Genomic DNA, 15,364 nt, shown 5'->3' on the forward strand with positions numbered 1-15,364 from the left:
TCCCCCTGAGTGGGTCGGCCGGGCGGCCGCGGTCCACCGCCTCGGTGAGAGCCGGGGTGGCGGGTCGAGGAAGGTCCGGGCTCCACAGGGCAGGGTGGTGGCCAACAGCCACCCGGGGCAACCCGCGGGATCAGTGCCACAGAGAACAGACCGCCTCCCTCTCCGGAGGGCGGTAAGGGTGAAACGGTGGTGCAAGAGACCACCAGTGCGCCGGGCGACCGGCGCAGCTAGGCAAACCCCACCCGGAGCAAGATCAGACAGGATGCGTTTGAGGGCGGCCCGCCCGAGCATCCGGGTAGATCGCACCAGGCGGCCGGCAACGGTCGTCGCAGATGGATGGTCGCCCCCGCGCGAGCGGGACAGAACCCGGCCTACAGGCCGACCCACTCCTCACCCCATCTGCCCCTCGGCAACGCCCGAGGCGATCAGCGGTTCGGCTTCACCAGCGGGAACAGGATGGTGTCGCGGATGCTGTGCCCGGTGAGGTTCATCACCAGGCGGTCGATGCCCAACCCCATGCCGCCGGTCGGCGGCATGCCGTACTCGAGTGCGGCGAGGAAGTCCTCGTCGACCTGCATGGCCTCCACGTCGCCGGCAGCGGCGAGCAGCGACTGCGCCACCAGCCGCGCCCGTTGGTCGACCGGGTCCACCAGCTCGGAGTAGGCCGTGCCCTGCTCCGCGCCGAACATCACGAGGTCCCACTTCTCGGCCAGCCGCGGGTCGTCGCGGTGCGCGCGCGTCAGCGGGGCGTTCTCCTTGGGGAAGTCGGTGTAGAAGACGGGAGTGGTGGTCCGGGCCTCGCAGAGCTCCTCGTAGATCGCCTCGAGCACCGGGCCCCAGGAGGGCTCGAGGTCGACCTCGAGCCCGATCCGCTCGGCGTGCCGGACGAGCTCGGCCAGGGGGGTGTCCGCGGTGACCTCCTCCCCCAGGGCCCCGGACACGGCCTCGCACACGGTGCGAGCCGGCCACTGGCCCGAGAGGTCGATCTCCACGATCGTGCCGTCCGCGTCCGCGCGCCGGGCGACCGGTGAGCCGTAGACGGCCGTCGCGGCCTCCTGGACGAGCTCCTGGGTCAGGACCCGCATGCTGTCGTAGTCGCCGTAGGTCTCGTACACCTCGAGCGAGGTGAACTCCGGGTTGTGCTTGACGTCGGCGCCCTCGTTGCGGAACTGCCGACCGATCTCGAAGACCCGCTCCATCCCACCCACCACCAGCCGCTTGAGGTGCAGCTCGGTCGCGATGCGCAGGTAGAGGTCGAGGTCGTAGGCGTTGATGTGGGTCTCGAACGGCCGCGCGTTGGCCCCGCCGTGGATCGTCTGGAGGATCGGCGTCTCGACCTCGGTGAAGCCCCGCTCGTGCAGGCTGTCGCGGACGCTGCGGACGATGGCGGCGCGCCGGTAGGCCATCGTGCGGGAGTCCGGCCGCACGATCAGGTCGACGTAGCGCATCCGCACGCGAGCGTCCGGGTCGGTGAGCCCCCTGTGCTTGTCGGGCAGCGGGCGCAGCGCCTTGCCCGCCAGCAGGACCGACGTCGCCCGCACGCTGAGCTCGCCCGCGTGCGTCGTGACGACCTCGCCCGTGACGCTCACGTGGTCGCCGAGGTCGACGGAGTGCTCCCAGAACGCGAGCTGCTCGCGCCCGCCGTGGTCGGCGTCGACCATCACCTGGAGGTCACCGCTGCCGTCGCGCAGGGTCGCGAACCCCACCCCTCCCATGTCTCGCTTGAGCAGCACCCGGCCGGCCACCGAGACCCGGTGGCCGGTGTCGACGTCGGGGCCGACGTCGCCGACGAGCGAGCGCACCTCCGCCAGCGTGTGCGTGCGCGGCACGGTGACCGGATAGGGCTCCACGCCGTCGGCGCGCAGCCGGTCGAGCTTGTCGCGCCGCACCCGCATCTGCTCCGGGAGGTGCGCACTCGACAGCGCCTCCGCGACCACGTCGCGCTCGGGACGCATCAGCGCCAGGACCTCCGCGGCGTGCTCGTCCCCGCCCGTGGCGAGCAGGTGCTCCTTCGTGTGGTGACGCAGCAGCGCGATGGACGGGGCGGTCAGGAAGCCCTCGGCGCTGCCCGCCGCCGTCCCGACCCGGGGCAGGTCGGAGGCGTACTCGAAGCCCATGTAGCGGGGCTGCCACTCCGGCTGGTACTTGGCGTTGGAGCGGTAGAGCGACTCCAGCTGCCAGTTCTTGCTCGCGAGGAGGAGGCCCTGGCGCCACAGCCGGGCCACCGGTCCCGCCCCGACCTCCGCACCGCGCTCGAAGGCCTCGCGGAACATCGCGAAGTTGAGCGAGACCGGCCCGACGCCGAGGCGCGGGGCCTGGTCGGCGAGACTGGCGACCATCAGCTCGACGAGTCCGTTGTCGGCGGTGGGATCGCGACGCATCAGGTCGAGCGACAGCCCGGTGCGACCCCACGGGACGAAGCTCAGGAAGCCGCGCAGCCGACGGTCGGCGTCGTGCGCACGCACCAGCACGCACTTCCCGTCCAGCGGGTCGCCGAGTCGTCCGAGCGCCATCGAGAACCCCCGCTCGTCCCCACCGTCACCGCGCCACTGGCCGGCGGCGACGGCCAGGGTGGCGAAGTCGTCCTCGCCGAGCGTGGCGTGGCGGACGACCGTCGCGGTGTAGCCGCGGCGGCGCAGACGCGACACCGACTGGCGCACGGGCTTCATGCCGGTCCCGTGGAGGGAGAAGGCGGCCAGGTCGACGATCGCCTCGTCGCCGATGTCGAGCATCGTCAGGCCCGCGTCGGCGAAGGCGAGCGCACCCTCGTGGCCCGCCCCCATGACCGCGAGCGACCACCCGCTCCGACGCGCCTCCTGGCGCCAGCGCCCGATCGCGTCGGGCCAGTAGCGCGGGTCACCGATCGGGTTGCCGCTGGCGAGGCTCACCGAGCCGACGACGCGGTACGACACCCCGGCTCGGGCGGTCGTGGGGGCGCCGGTGTCCCAGACGACCGACTTGTCGCGCCGCGTCGCGAAGTAGCCGAGCGAGTCGTGGTCGCCGGCGTCGCGCAGCATCGAGCGCACCGTGGCCTCCTCGGCGACGTCGGGCACCCGGCTGTCGCGGGGCGAGCGGAACAGCAGGACCGCGGTGGACAGCACGACCACCGTGCCGACCGCGCCGATGAGTGCACGCACCCACCAGGGGGCGGTGACGTCGGTGCCCGGACCGACCCGTCCGACGTCGACAAGCGTGGCGTTCAGGACGTACGTCACCGCCTCGCCGAGGCCGGACGCCGTGCCGAAGCGCTGGGAGAGCAGCCCTCCACCCACGAGCAGGATCGCGCTGCCGGCGAGGAAGAGCGCCGCCGCCGACCGGAGGGTGCCGGCGGCGCTGCGGGCGACGAACTGGTGCCGCACCCGCACCGCGAGCACGAGGACCGCGGTGATGACCACGAAGCCGATGCTCGCCGGCACGACCCGCTCGCCCTGGACGATCCACACCACCCGGCCGATCTGCGGCACGACCAGCAACCAGACCACCAGGACCCACCACGCGGCCCGCATCCGGCGTCGTAGCGCGACCGCGACGACGAGCACGAGCGAGGCGTAGACGACGCTGGGCACCACCGGCAGCAGGAGCAGCGACACGACGTCGTCGTTGCGTGCGAAGTGGCGCCCCCAGGAGGGGACGAGCGCCACGACGAGCACGAGGAACGCCCATGCGTAGGCGGCCGAGGCGAACAGGTCCGGCCACCGGTCGTCGGCAGGCGCGTGCTGCGGGACGCTGCGCTGGGGGGACGCCTCGGCGGGCGACCAGCGGGACCTCGTGCTCATCGGTCATCGGTCCTTGTCTCTGACGCGGCAGGTCTCTGCTCGTCCGGTCCGGCCGGGCGCTCGGGCCTCGAGCTCGGGTCGAGGTGGTGGGGGTGGGCGGCGACGACACCCAGGCAGACGATCCAGGCGCTGACGAAGAGGATGTGGATCCGTTGCGCGGCGCTGGCGATCCACATCGCGTCACTGAAGTAGCCGAAGTAGGCGAACAGGCTGGTGAAGACGACCCCGCCGATCCAGAAGTCCCAGAAGGCGACCCGGCGCAACCACACGGGGCCGGTCGCGTGGGTCGCGCGCCACACCGCCGCCATGCCGACGAAGAGCGCACCCTCCGAGACGAGGCTGGCACCGTTGTGGATGAGGGACTGCACCAGCTGGCGCGGGGCGTCGCAGGTCTCGCCCGGTCCGCAGGGCGTCGGGACCGCAGCCGCAGCGGCCGCTCCGATCGCGAACACGACGGTCCCCCAGACCGCGACCTCGCGCCACGGCCCGGGCGGGAGCAGCGAGCGTACGCGCGGCAGGAGCGCCAGGACCAGCACGCCGCACACCACGTCGGTAACCCGCAGCGCGACCGCGTGGGGCTCGCCGGGCGCCCCGAGCGTGCTGACGACCAGGTCCATCCCCTCGAACCCGCGCAGGATCCAGTCGAGGATGAAGTTGGCGTAGAGCAGCGCCGCCACGCATCCGACGACCAGCAGCCCGGGACGACGATCCGACCGCGCGCGGCTCACGGGTGCCCGCTTCGTGTCCGAGCACGACGGGCGACGGCGGACGCGTCGCGCGGCACGAGGTGGCTCGAGGGCGCGGCAGCCAGCGGGTCGGCCGGTTGCCAGCGCGCCACCTCGTGGCGCTCGCTGTCCGTGAGGGACATATCGACAGTGTGCCGGACGACCGACCGGGCCGGTCGCGTCGCAGCCGCGCTCCCCGGCGCGTCGGACAGGACGAACTCAGCTGGGGCGCCCGCCTCACGCGGTGGCCGCGAGCCCGCCGTCGACTTCGTCCTGTCCGACACCTACGAGCTGGGCGAGGGTCCAGCGGACATAGGTCCGCTCGAGCCTCACCTGCTCCCACGTGAACCGGAGCACCCGCCACCCGTGGAGCACCAGCAGGTTGTAGCGGGCGCAGTCGCGCGCATGGGCCCCTCGGGTCGCGTGGAAGGTCCACGAGTCGGCCTCGAGGACGACCTTCAGGGCCGGCACGACCAGGTCGGGATGCACGGTCCCCGACCCCAGGTCGACTGCGAGCTGCGGGTGCACGTCCAGCGAGGCATCGAGGCACAGCGCCCGGAGGACGGACTCGAAGGGGTTGGCGGCCCGGGGGTCGGCCTGGCGCAGGACCCGCCTGACCGCGGCGGCCCCCGCACCGCGCACGCGTACGCCGTCGAGCTCCGCCCGGGTCACGTCCCCCGCGCGGAGGGCCGAGTCGGCGATCGCTCGGCGGCCGCGCGGCGGGCGTCCTCGGCGGTGGGCAGCGCGTAGCGCGCCCGCGCGCGACCCGCACCACCTGACCGGTCTCGACCGCGGCCCGGACCAGGCGACGTGTCGTCAGCTGCAGGAGCTGCTGGTGCGAGGCGTGGCCGCCGTAGCGCCGCAGCGCCTCGACGGGTCCCCATGCCCGTCAGCCTGCCGACATCGGGCCGCGCCCGCTCGCGCTCCCCACAGCCGGGCCTCAGACGAGGCGGAACGCCACCGTCCGCGTGCGCGGGTCTGCCTCGACCAGCTCGACGGTGACCTCCTCGCCGAGGGGCAGGTCGGTGGTGGCGATGACCCGGGCCTCGATGGCAGGGTCCTGGATGGTGATGTCGCCCTTCTGCCTGCTCTTGTCGTCGAGGTCGACGACGACGGCGGCGAAGCGCTCGCCCACCCGCTCGTGGAGCAGCTCGGCCTCGCAGAGGTCGACGACGGCGTTCTCGTAGCGGTTGGCCCGCCGCCCCGACTCGGTCATCGCGTCGGGCAGCCCGGCCATCGCCTCGACCACCCACGCCGGGACGTCCGTGCCCGCACACAGCGCCACGCAGATCTCGCCGGCGTAGCGGTCGGCGAGCCGGCGCAGCGGCGCCGTGACGTGGGCGTACTCGGAGGCGAGGGCGGAGTGCTGGGCCTGGGCGGGCAGCTCGCCGTTGAACACGACGTAGCCGGCGCCGCGCAGCAGGCGCGTGCACGCCACGATCATCGCGGCGTGCGTCGGCTTCGACGGGTCGAGCGTGCGGATGAAGTCGGGGTAGAGCTGCTCGGCCGGCCACGCGATGCCGAGGGCGCGGGCGGTGCGGTGGAGTCGCTGCACGTCGCGGGGGTCGGCCGGCGGCAGGGTGCGCAGGATGCCCGTGCGGGCGTAGACCATCAGCGACGCGGCGGCCATCCCGGTGAGCAGCGAGATCTGCGCGTTCCACGTCTCGACCGGCGTGAGTCGCCGGAACTCCAGCTCCCAGTGGCCGCCCTCGCTCTCGACGAGCTCCTGCTCGGGCAGCGGCAACGAGACCCCGCCGCGGGCGGCCTCGCGGGCCAGGCGCAGCTCGCCGACCTCCCGCAGCAGGCCGACGAGGTCGGAGGCCTTGCCGGCGTCGAGCTCGGCCTGCACGCCCTCGTAGGACAGTTTGGCGCGCGAGCGGACCAGCGCCCGCTGCACGTCGACGTCGGTGCCCTCGCCCGTCTCGTCGACCTTGATGGTCCACAGCAGCGCCGGGCGGACCTCGTCGGGGAGCAGCGACGCCGCTCCCTCGCTCAGCACGGGCGGGTGCAGCGGGATCTTGGAGTCGGCGCCGTAGAGCGTCTCGCCGCGACGGTGGGCCTCGACGTCGACCGGGTCGCCCGGCGCGACGAACGCCGCCACGTCGGCGATCGCGTAGTGCACGACGTAGCCGGTGCCGTCGCGCTCGATGTGCATCGCCTGGTCGAGGTCGCGGGCCGACTCGGGGTCGATCGTCACGAACGGGATGTCGGTGCGGTCGAGCTCGGGCAGACGCGGCGAGGCGGCCGCCTCGGCGGCGGCGCGCTCGACGGCGTCGGGGAACGCCGCCGACACCTCGAGCTCCTGCTGGATCGCCGCGATGCCGTCGCGCATCTCCTGCGCCGTGACGCTGTCGCCCGTCGATCGGACCTTCACCACGCGGTTGCTCGGCATGCCCGCACCCTAGCCGTGGGGCCGGCAGCGGCGCTGCCTACGCTTGCGCCCGTGCTGATCCTGCTGCCACCCAGCGAGGGCAAGACCGCTCCGCGCCGGGGCAAGCCCCTCGACCTCGACGCGCTGTCGTCCCCGTCGCTCACCCCGACCCGCGCGTCGCTGCTCGAGTCGCTCGTACGCCTCTGCCGCGACGACCCGGAGGCCGCGGCCGCCGTGCTCGGCCTGGGTCCCGCCCAGCGCGACCTGGTGCAGCGCAACGCCGACCTGGTGGACGCCCCGACCGCCCGCGCCGACGCCGTCTACACCGGCGTGCTCTACGACGCGCTCGGCCTCGCCACGCTCTCCCCCGCTGCCCGCCGGCGCGCCACGTCGCGCGTCGCCGTCACCAGCGCGCTGTTCGGCATCGTGCGTCCCGGCGACCGGATCCCGGCCTACCGGCTCTCCGGCGACGCGTCCCTGCCCGGCACCGGGTCGGTGGCCGGCGCGTGGCGCGAGGTGCTCGGCGAGGCCGTCACCGACGCGCTCGGTCCGGGGCTGCTCGTCGACCTGCGCTCCGGCACCTACGCCGCCTTCTGGCGACCCGACGCGTCACTGGCCCGCCGCGTCGCGACCGTGCGCGTCCTCCACGAGTCCGACGGCCGGCGCACGGTCGTGAGCCACTTCAACAAGGCGACCAAGGGCCGGATCGTCCGCGCCCTCCTCGAGGACGGCGCCAACCCGCGCACGCCGCGCGCGCTCGCCGACGCGCTCACCCGGCTCGGCTGGACCGTCGAGGTCGGCGAGCCGACCGCCAAGGGCACCCAGCTCGACGTCGTCGTGACCGCCGTCTAGTTGTGATGTCCAGCTAGCGCAGCGGGATCGCGTCGGTCGCCTCGAGCGGGTCCATCCCGCAGAGCGCGAGCATGTCGGCGATGATCGAGCGCACCTGCGCGAGGATCACCTCCGCCGACAGGTCGTCGCTGTGCTCCACCTGCGCCGTGGCGCGCCCGAGCGAGATCAGGTCCTCGATGACGGCGGCGGCCATCCGGTCGGAGACGAGCTCGTCGGCGACGCGGTCGCAGAGCGCGGCCAAGTCGCGCGTCAGGGAGGCGTACGACGCCGGCACGGGCTCACGGCGGTGACACGCCACCGCCACCCGGCGCACGACGACCCGGGTGTTGCGCAGCGCCACGTCGAGCGGCTCGACGAGCTCGGCGAGCCGGCGCTGGTGCTCGCCGTGCCGTCGCCGGAAGGGCGAGGAGCTCACCACCGACAGCCCTTCCTCCGACGCGGCGCGCAGCTCGGCGATGAGCACGTCGGTGGAGCGCGCGTCGCGCAGCGCGGCCAGCGCCCGCTCGACGTCGCCGTCGCCGAGCCGGTCGGCACTGGAGCGCAGCAGCTCGGCGATCTTGCGCACCACCACCGCGGCCTGGTCGCGCGGCTTGCGGAGCGGCGCCCGGGGCACGACGGTGGCCGCCACGAGCGCCACCGCTCCCCCGATGATCGCGTCGGTCCAGCGCAGGAACGCCTCACCCGGGGCGGGGGCGAGCGCCGCGACCACGATGCCCTGCACCGCCGCCTGGATGACCAGCAGCTGCCCCGCGTCGAGCAGCAGCGCGATCGACATGCCGGCGGCCACGATCAGCGCGATCTGCACGCCGCCCGACCCGATCAGGTGGGTCGTCGCGTCGCCGAGGAAGACCCCGAGCGCCACGCCCACGGTCACCTCCGCGACCCGGCGCTGCCGCTGGCCGTAGGACATGCCCAGCGAGACGACCGCCGCGATCGGCGCGAAGAACGGCAGACGGTGGCCGAAGACGTCCGAGGCGAGCCACCACGCGACGCCCGCGGCGACCGCGCACTGCCCGATCACCCAGCCCTTCGCCCGCAGCCGCGCCACCCGGGCGCGCAACGACATGCGACTGCGCTCCGCGACCACCTCGGCGTCGACGAAGCGCACGACGCGTCGTCCTCTCAGAGGCCGGACTCGTCGGTGCGCACCAGGATGCGCTGGCACTCCTCGCACCGGATGACCTCGTCGGCCGGCGCGGAGCGGATCCGCGACAGCTCGGAGGCGTCGAGGCCCATGTTGCAGCCGCCGCACTGGCGGGCACGCAGCAGGGCGGCGCCGATGCCCTTCTGCTCGCGCAGCCGCTCGTAGAGCGCCATCAGGTCCTCCGGCATCCCCTCGGTGGCGGGGCCGCGGGCGGCGGTGACCTCGTCGAGGGCGCGGTCGATCTCGGCGCGCTTGTCGTCGCGGGCGGTGACGAGCTCGGCGAGCCGCGCGTCGATGTCGTCGGCGCGGATGCCCAGGCCGTCGAGCACCTGCTGGGCCTCCTCGAGCTTCTCCATCACCTCCAGCTCGGCGTCCTCGAGCGTCGTGATGCGGCGCTCGAGGGAGACCAGCTCGTGCTGCATCCGCTCGAGGTCCTTGGGGTTGGTGACCTGTCCGGTGTCCATCCGGGTGCGGTCCCGCTCGCGGCGGGCCTTGACCTGCTCGACCTCGCGGTCGGCCTTGGCCTGCTCGACGGTGAGGTCGTCGACGACGATGCGCGCGTCGCGGACCCGGTCGGTGAGCTCGGTGCGCTCGGCCTCCAACGCGCTGATCTCCGCCAGCTCGGGGAGGTGGGCTCGCTGGTGCCGCAGCTGGGCGGCGCGCGAGTCGAGCTCGGCGACGCCGAGCAGCGCGACCTGGTGGGTGGGATCGGCCTTCAACGGCTCTCCTGCTTCAGTGGCGGAACGTCCACGGGTCGGTGCACCGCGTGCTGACCCGGGTGTCGACCCTATCGTCCAGCGCCCGGCGCAGCCGAGCCTCCACCACCGGCAGCCACGTCCACTCCGCCGCCCAGTGGGCGACGTCGACCAGCGCAGGCCCTCCGTGCTCGAGGAACTCCCCGGCCCGGTGGTGCCGGAGGTCGCTGGTGACATAGGCGTCGACGTCGCTGTGCGCGAGCTCGTCGAGCAGGAAGTCGCCCGCCCCGCCGCACACCGCGACGCGGCGCACCGGCCGCTGCGGGTCGCCTGCGACGCGTACGCCGTGGGCGGTCGCCGGCAGCGCGGCCGCCACCCGTGCCGCGAACTGCTCCAGCGTGGTCTCCTCGACGCTGCCGGTGCGCCCGGTGCCGGTCGGGGCGAGGCCGGGGTCGGCGAGGGACACGACGTCGTAGGCCGGCTCCTCGTAGGGGTGGGCGGCGAGCATCGCCCGCACGACGGCCGTCCGGCGCCCGGGCGGCACGACCGCCTCGATCCGGGCCTCCTCGACCACCTCGAGGCCGCCCACCGCGCCGATCGCGGGCGAGGCCCCCTCGAGCGGACGGAAGCGGCCCTCGCCGGTCGTGGTCCACGTGCAGGAGTCGTAGTCGCCGAGTCGGCCTGCCCCCGCCTCGGTCATGGCCGTGCGGACGGCGTCGGCCTGCGCCAGCGGCACGAAGACGACGACCTTGTCGAGCGGCTGCGCGGGCGCCGGGCGGATCGGGGCGAGGTCGCGCAGGCCGAGGGCCAGCGCCAGCGCCTCGGAGACGCCGGAGGACGCCTGGTCGGCGTTGGTGTGGGCGGCGAGCAGGGCGCACCCGCCCGCGGTCAGCGTGTGCAGCGTGCGCCCCTTGGGGGTGTCCGCGGCGACCGAGCTGACCGGCGTGAGGAACAGCGGGTGGTGCACGACGAGCAGGTCGGCACCCCACGCGACGGCCTCGCGGGCGACCTCGACGGTCGGGTCGACGGCGAACATCACCCGCGCGACCTCCGCGGTCGGGTCGCCCGCCACCAGGCCCACGGCGTCCCAGCCGTCGGCCGTGCCGGGCGGGTACCACGCGTGGAGCAGGTCGACGACGTCGGCGAGGCTGGGCATCTGCGCAGGCTAGACGACGACCCCGGGGCGGCGGGGGTGGCGGGGCGTCCGGTGGGGCTAGTTGACCTGGCGCTCCTGCGCCTGCCAGTAGGGCTGGCGCAGCTTGAACTTCTGCAGCTTGCCCGTCGCCGTGCGCGCGAGCTCGTCGCGGAACTCCACCGAGGTCGGGGCCTTGTAGCCCGCGGCCTTGTCCTTGCACCACGCGATCAGCTCGGCCTCGTCGGCACTGGCGCCGTCGGCGAGCACGACCAGGGCCTTGATCGTCTCGCCCCACCTCTCGCTCGGCACGCCGATGACGGCGACCTCGGCGACCGCCGGGTGAGAGAACAGCACGTCCTCGACCTCGATCGAGGACACGTTCTCACCGCCGGTGATGATCACGTCCTTCTTGCGGTCGCTGATCGTGAGGTAGCCGTCGTCGCCGATCACGCCGCCGTCGCCGGTGTGGAACCAGCCGTCGACCAGGGCCTTGGCGGTCTCGTCGGGACGCTCCCAGTAGCCCTCGAGGATCACGTTGGAGCGCGCCAGCACCTCGCCCTGCGCGTCGGTGCGCAGGCGTACGCCGATGGCCGGCGCGCCGGCCCGCATCAGCTTGGCCGCCCGCTCCTCGGCCGACAGGTCGTCCCACTCCGCACGGCTGCGGTTGACCGTGAGCAGGGGCGAGGTCTCGGTGAGGCCGTAGATCTGGACGAACTCCCAGCCGAGCTCCTCCTCGACGCGCACCACGGTCCTGGTGGGCGGCGGGGCGCCGGCCATGATGATCCGCACGCGGTCGCGTCCGGGGATCTCGCCCTCCCAGTCCTGCGCCGCGTCGAGCACCGCGGCCGCCACGGCAGGCGCCGCGCACATCACGGTCACGCCGTGCTGCTCCACCCGGCGCAGGATCTCGGCGCCGTCGACCTTGCGCAGCACGACCTGCGGCACGCCCAGCCCGGTCATCGCGAACGGCATCCCCCAACCGTTGGCGTGGAACATCGGCAGCGTGTGCAGGTAGACGTCGCGGTCGCTCACCCCGGCGTGCAGCCCGAAGGTCACGGCGTTGGTCCAGAGGTTGCGGTGGGTCAGCTGCACGCCCTTGGGCCGGGCGGTCGTGCCGGAGGTGTAGTTGATCGTCGCGGTCGCGTTCTCGTCGGGCTCCCACGCCCGCGGCTCGGCGCCGGGCGCGGCGAACATCGCCTCGTCCTGCCCCAGCACGAACGTGTGCTCCACGTCGACCCCCCGCAGCGGCTCCACCAGCTCGGGGTCGACGTAGAGCACCCGGGCGCCGGAGTGCGACACGATGTAGGAGATCTCGTCGGGGCGCAGCCGGAAGTTGATCGGCACCAGCACCCGCCCCGAGCCGCACACGCCGAAGAACGACGTGAGCAGCCGCGCCGAGTTGTGGCTGACGATCGCCACCCGGTCCCCGACCTCGAGCCCGAGCTCGTCGAGACGGGCCGCCTGGCGCCGGGCCAGCTCGTACGCCTCCGCGTAGGTCACCGTGCCCAGCGACTCGGCCGGCTGGTCGGGCTCGTCGATGAAGCCCGGGCGCTCGCCGTAGACGGCCGCCGCGCGCTCGATGAAGTCGCTGACGCTGAAGGGGACGATCATGGACCCACTGTGGCACGCGTCACGCGCGCCGATCGAGGCCCGCGCGACGGACGGCAGGCAGGCCGCGACGAGCGGAGCCCGCCGCGCGACGGGCGGGAGACGCACCCGGTGGAAGGAGTGCGTCGGGACGGTTTCGAACCGCCGACCGCTCGGGTGTAAACCGAGTGCTCTACCGCTGAGCTACCGACGCGCAGTGGCACACCCTACGGGACCGCGCACCGCGCTCGGCAAACCGTCGGAGCGGGCCGTCTCACGCGGGGGCACCGTGCCCGGAAATGAGTTGAACCGCTGGCGTCTCGGGTCACCAGCGGTTCAACAAGAAGAACGTTACACGACCCCCTCAAGGGGGTGCCCCGAATCGCGGATCTGGGGACGATCGGTCTAGACCGCAGCGGCCCGGAGGCCCGCGAGGCCCGGCTGGAGACCGGCTAGAGAGCCGCGTGCAGCTCGCGCAGGTGCTCCTCGAGGTCACGACCGTCGAGGCTCGCGTTGTGCACCGACCAGCGCAGCCGGCCCTCACGATCGATGACGTAGGACGAGCGGCGCGGGGCGCCCTTGGTCTCGTCGAAGACCTCGTAGGCGGAGGTGACGGCGCCGTGCGGCCACCAGTCGGACAGCAGCGGGAAGTTGAGCCCCTCGGCCTCGGCGAAGGTGCGCAGCGCGTAGACCGAGTCGCACGAGACGGCCAGCACCTCGGTGTCGAAGGTGAGGAACTCGTCGAGCCGGTCGCGGACCCCCGACAGCTCGCCGGTGCACACGCCGGAGAAGGCGAACGGGAAGAACATCAGCACGACCGCCTTGCGGCCGTGGAAGTCGCTGAGCCGCACGTCCTGGCCGAACTGGTCGCGCAGCGTGAAGTCGGGAGCCGCCTCACCCATGCACAGTCCGTTGCTCGTCACGGTGGTCCCTCGCCGTCCTTCTCGTCGTCCGTCTCGTCGTCCCACCGGGCCAGGTCGCGCCTGAGGACCTTGCCCGTTGCGTTGCGCGGGAGCTCGTCGACGAAGACGATCTCGCGCGGCACCTTGAACCGGGCCAGGCTGACCCGCACGTGCTCGCGCAGCTCGTCGGCCGAGACCTCGCCGGTGCGCACCACGAAGGCGCGCAGACGCTGACCATAGTCCTCGTCGGCGACACCGACGGCGGCGACCTCCCCCACCGCCTCGTGGGCGACGAGGCAGTCCTCGACCTCGCGCGGGAAGACGTTCTCGCCGCCCGAGACGATCATGTCGTCGTCGCGGCCCGCGACGTGCAGGCGACCGGCCGCGTCGAGGTGGCCCAGGTCACCGGAGCACATGAGCCCGTCGACGACCTCCTTCGAGCCGCCTCCGGTGTAGCCCTCGAAGAGCAGGCCGTTGCCGACGAAGATCCGCCCGGTCTCGCCGCGCGGGACCTCGTGGCCGGCGTCGTCGAGGATCCTCACGACCGTGCCGTGGGGCGGGCGACCGGCGGACGTCGGGTCGGCCCGCAGGTCCTCCGGCGTCGCGACCGAGGCGTAGGCGACCTCGGTCGAGCCGTAGATGTTGTAGAGGTTGTCGCCGAAGCGGTCCATCCACGCGTGCGCGAGGGTCGCGGGCAGCGCCGACCCGGACGAGGCGACGACTCGCACGCGGGAGAGGTCGACGCGGTCGAGGGCGGCGGGGTCGAGGGCGAGCATCCGCTGGAGCATCACCGGGATGACGACCAGCGACTCGCAGCGCTCGGACTCGGCGGTGCGCAGGGCATCCTCCGGGTCGAAGCCGCGCCGCAGCACGATCGTCGAGCCGAGCAGCATCGACAGCGCGAGGTGCGCGAAGCCCCAGGTGTGGAACAGCGGCGCCGCGATGTGGGTGCGGCGTCCGGCCCGCAGCGGCATCCGCGAGAGCAGCCCCACCGCCGCGTCGACCCCCGCCTCGCGGCGCGGGGCGCCCTTGGGCGGGCCGGTCGTGCCGGACGTCAGGACCACCACCCGGGCGTGGCGCGCCGGCGGGTGCAGGTCGCCGACGTCGTACGCCGTCACCAGCCGCTCGACGGTCTCCTCGACGGTCTCCTCGCCCCCCACCCCGCCGCCGGTCGAGGTGTCGGCCGGGGTGTCGGCCGGGGTGTCGGTGGGGGCGTCGGTCCAGGCCAGCACCCGCCGCTCGACCTCCGCGCGGGCGAGCAGGGGCGTGAACTCCTCGTCGTGCACGACCAGGCGCGGCGCCTCGCGGGCGAGCACGTCGACGAGCTGGGGGCCGGCGAAGGCGGTGTTGAGGTAGAGGATGTCGGCGCCCAGCTTGGCGGCCGCGACGGACGCCTCGACGAAGCCGCGGTGGTTGCGGCACATGATCGCGACCGCGTCGCCCTCGGCCACGCCGCGATCGGCCAGCGCGCGGGCCAGGGCGTTGGAGCGCCGGTCCAGCTCGCCCCAGGTGAGCTCACCGAGCTCGTCGACGATCCCCACCTGGTGCGGGGCTCGGGCGGCGAGGCTCGCGAAGCCGCCGGCCGGGCCGGTGCCCCAGCGCACGACCGTGCGCCCGACGTCGAGCAGGGTGCGGGGGGCGTAGGGGCGGATCACGCCCGCGCGGCCCAGCACGCGGACGGTGGTGGCGGCGCCCGACGCCCGGCCCACCAGGGTCGAGGCGAGGGCGCGAGCCGTCACGCGGGGGTCTTCGGGGCGACCAGCCGGGTGGCCTGCCAGTCCTTGCTCACTGCCGCGGTCGTCGTCTGCGCGAGGCCTGCGATCGGGGCCGCCTCGGAGATGTCGGCCGCGTCCACGCTCCCTGACCGGCCCACCTTCGGGGTGAGCAGCCAGATCGAGCCACCGCCGACGAGGTCGGTGAGCGCGTCGACGAGGCCGTCCACGAGGTCGCCGTCGTCGTCGCGCCACCACAGCAGGACCGCGTCGACGACGTTGCCGTAGTCGCCGTCGACCATGTCGGCGTCGATGGTGTCCTCGACCGCGACGCGAAGCTCGTCATCGGTGTCGTTGTCCCAGCCGAGTTCCTGGACGACCATGCCGGGCTTGAGGCCCAGCCGGTCCCCCGCTCCTGTCACCGGGGCAGAATCGCCCACCGTCGAGCTCACGCAGTGCCTCCCA

General features: G+C 73.7%; 12 protein-coding genes, 1 tRNA gene and 1 other RNA gene. 2 read left to right on the plus strand and 12 right to left on the minus strand.

The features are described 5' to 3' along the window. The first annotated feature begins 10 nt into the window (after positions 1-10). Positions 11-390, plus strand: an RNA gene (rnpB, locus tag AC3X7Z_RS13395) — RNase P RNA component class A. A gap of 35 nt (positions 391-425) precedes the next feature. Here the strand turns inward: rnpB and lysX are convergent. From lysX to AC3X7Z_RS13415, 4 genes are all read right to left on the minus strand, one after another. Continuing rightward, positions 426-3,776 (minus strand): bifunctional lysylphosphatidylglycerol synthetase/lysine--tRNA ligase LysX, encoded by a 3,351-nt coding sequence (gene lysX / locus AC3X7Z_RS13400; RefSeq protein ID WP_489976225.1) that lies wholly within the window; start codon positions 3,774-3,776, stop codon positions 426-428. Next, a complete protein-coding gene (locus tag AC3X7Z_RS13405) occupies positions 3,773-4,504 on the minus strand; it encodes a DUF998 domain-containing protein (RefSeq protein WP_186342645.1) in 732 nt (243 codons plus the stop codon). Before AC3X7Z_RS13405 ends, lysX begins: the two co-directional genes overlap by 4 nt. A 234-nt stretch (positions 4,505-4,738) precedes the next feature. After that, positions 4,739-5,173 (minus strand): endonuclease domain-containing protein, encoded by a 435-nt coding sequence (locus tag AC3X7Z_RS13410; protein WP_489976226.1) that lies wholly within the window; start codon positions 5,171-5,173, stop codon positions 4,739-4,741. A gap of 268 nt (positions 5,174-5,441) precedes the next feature. Then, positions 5,442-6,893, minus strand: a complete 1,452-nt coding sequence (locus tag AC3X7Z_RS13415) for an RNB domain-containing ribonuclease (RefSeq protein WP_489976227.1) — start codon at positions 6,891-6,893, stop codon at positions 5,442-5,444. Between the two features lie 51 nt (positions 6,894-6,944). On the opposite strand from AC3X7Z_RS13415, the gene yaaA reads away from it, so the two are divergent. Then, a complete protein-coding gene (yaaA, locus tag AC3X7Z_RS13420; protein WP_489976228.1) occupies positions 6,945-7,724 on the plus strand; it encodes a peroxide stress protein YaaA in 780 nt (259 codons plus the stop codon). 13 nt (positions 7,725-7,737) lie between these two features. Here the strand turns inward: yaaA and AC3X7Z_RS13425 are convergent, their stop codons facing one another. The 8 genes from AC3X7Z_RS13425 to AC3X7Z_RS13460 form a co-directional block, all read right to left on the minus strand. Beyond that, on the minus strand, positions 7,738-8,832 hold the full coding sequence (locus tag AC3X7Z_RS13425) for an FUSC family protein (RefSeq protein WP_489976229.1): 1,095 nt from the start codon (positions 8,830-8,832) through the stop codon (positions 7,738-7,740). Between the two features lie 14 nt (positions 8,833-8,846). Next, the gene (locus tag AC3X7Z_RS13430) at positions 8,847-9,587 is read right to left on the minus strand and encodes a zinc ribbon domain-containing protein (protein WP_489976230.1); all 741 of its coding nucleotides are present in this window, start codon (positions 9,585-9,587) and stop codon (positions 8,847-8,849) included. Between the two features lie 13 nt (positions 9,588-9,600). Beyond that, positions 9,601-10,719 (minus strand): Nif3-like dinuclear metal center hexameric protein, encoded by a 1,119-nt coding sequence (locus AC3X7Z_RS13435; RefSeq protein WP_489976231.1) that lies wholly within the window; start codon positions 10,717-10,719, stop codon positions 9,601-9,603. A 57-nt stretch (positions 10,720-10,776) separates the two neighbouring features. Then, positions 10,777-12,309, minus strand: coding sequence for an AMP-binding protein (locus AC3X7Z_RS13440; RefSeq protein ID WP_489976232.1), 1,533 nt, complete (start codon positions 12,307-12,309; stop codon positions 10,777-10,779). Positions 12,310-12,427: 118 nt separating this feature from the next. After that, positions 12,428-12,499 (minus strand) — tRNA-Val (locus tag AC3X7Z_RS13445). A 238-nt stretch (positions 12,500-12,737) separates the two neighbouring features. After that, the gene (locus tag AC3X7Z_RS13450; RefSeq protein ID WP_489976233.1) at positions 12,738-13,208 is read right to left on the minus strand and encodes a peroxiredoxin; all 471 of its coding nucleotides are present in this window, start codon (positions 13,206-13,208) and stop codon (positions 12,738-12,740) included. After that, on the minus strand, positions 13,205-14,926 hold the full coding sequence (locus AC3X7Z_RS13455) for an AMP-binding protein (RefSeq protein WP_489976234.1): 1,722 nt from the start codon (positions 14,924-14,926) through the stop codon (positions 13,205-13,207). The genes AC3X7Z_RS13450 and AC3X7Z_RS13455 overlap by 4 nt, the downstream gene beginning before the upstream one ends. After that, the gene (locus AC3X7Z_RS13460; protein WP_277395316.1) at positions 14,923-15,321 is read right to left on the minus strand and encodes a DUF3052 domain-containing protein; all 399 of its coding nucleotides are present in this window, start codon (positions 15,319-15,321) and stop codon (positions 14,923-14,925) included. The genes AC3X7Z_RS13455 and AC3X7Z_RS13460 overlap by 4 nt, the downstream gene beginning before the upstream one ends. Positions 15,322-15,364 lie beyond the last annotated feature (43 nt).

The organism is Nocardioides sp. Z24_21, assembly GCF_058134345.1.

Excerpts from the sequence above, each read along its gene's own strand:
- AC3X7Z_RS13435 (WP_489976231.1), bottom strand. The coding sequence starts at position 10,719 with ATGCCCAGCCTCGCCGACGTCGTCGACCTGCTCCACGCGTGGTACCCG.
- lysX (WP_489976225.1), bottom strand. The coding sequence starts at position 3,776 with ATGAGCACGAGGTCCCGCTGGTCGCCCGCCGAGGCGTCCCCCCAGCGC.
- AC3X7Z_RS13440 (WP_489976232.1), bottom strand. The coding sequence starts at position 12,309 with ATGATCGTCCCCTTCAGCGTCAGCGACTTCATCGAGCGCGCGGCGGCC.
- AC3X7Z_RS13415 (WP_489976227.1), bottom strand. The coding sequence starts at position 6,893 with ATGCCGAGCAACCGCGTGGTGAAGGTCCGATCGACGGGCGACAGCGTC.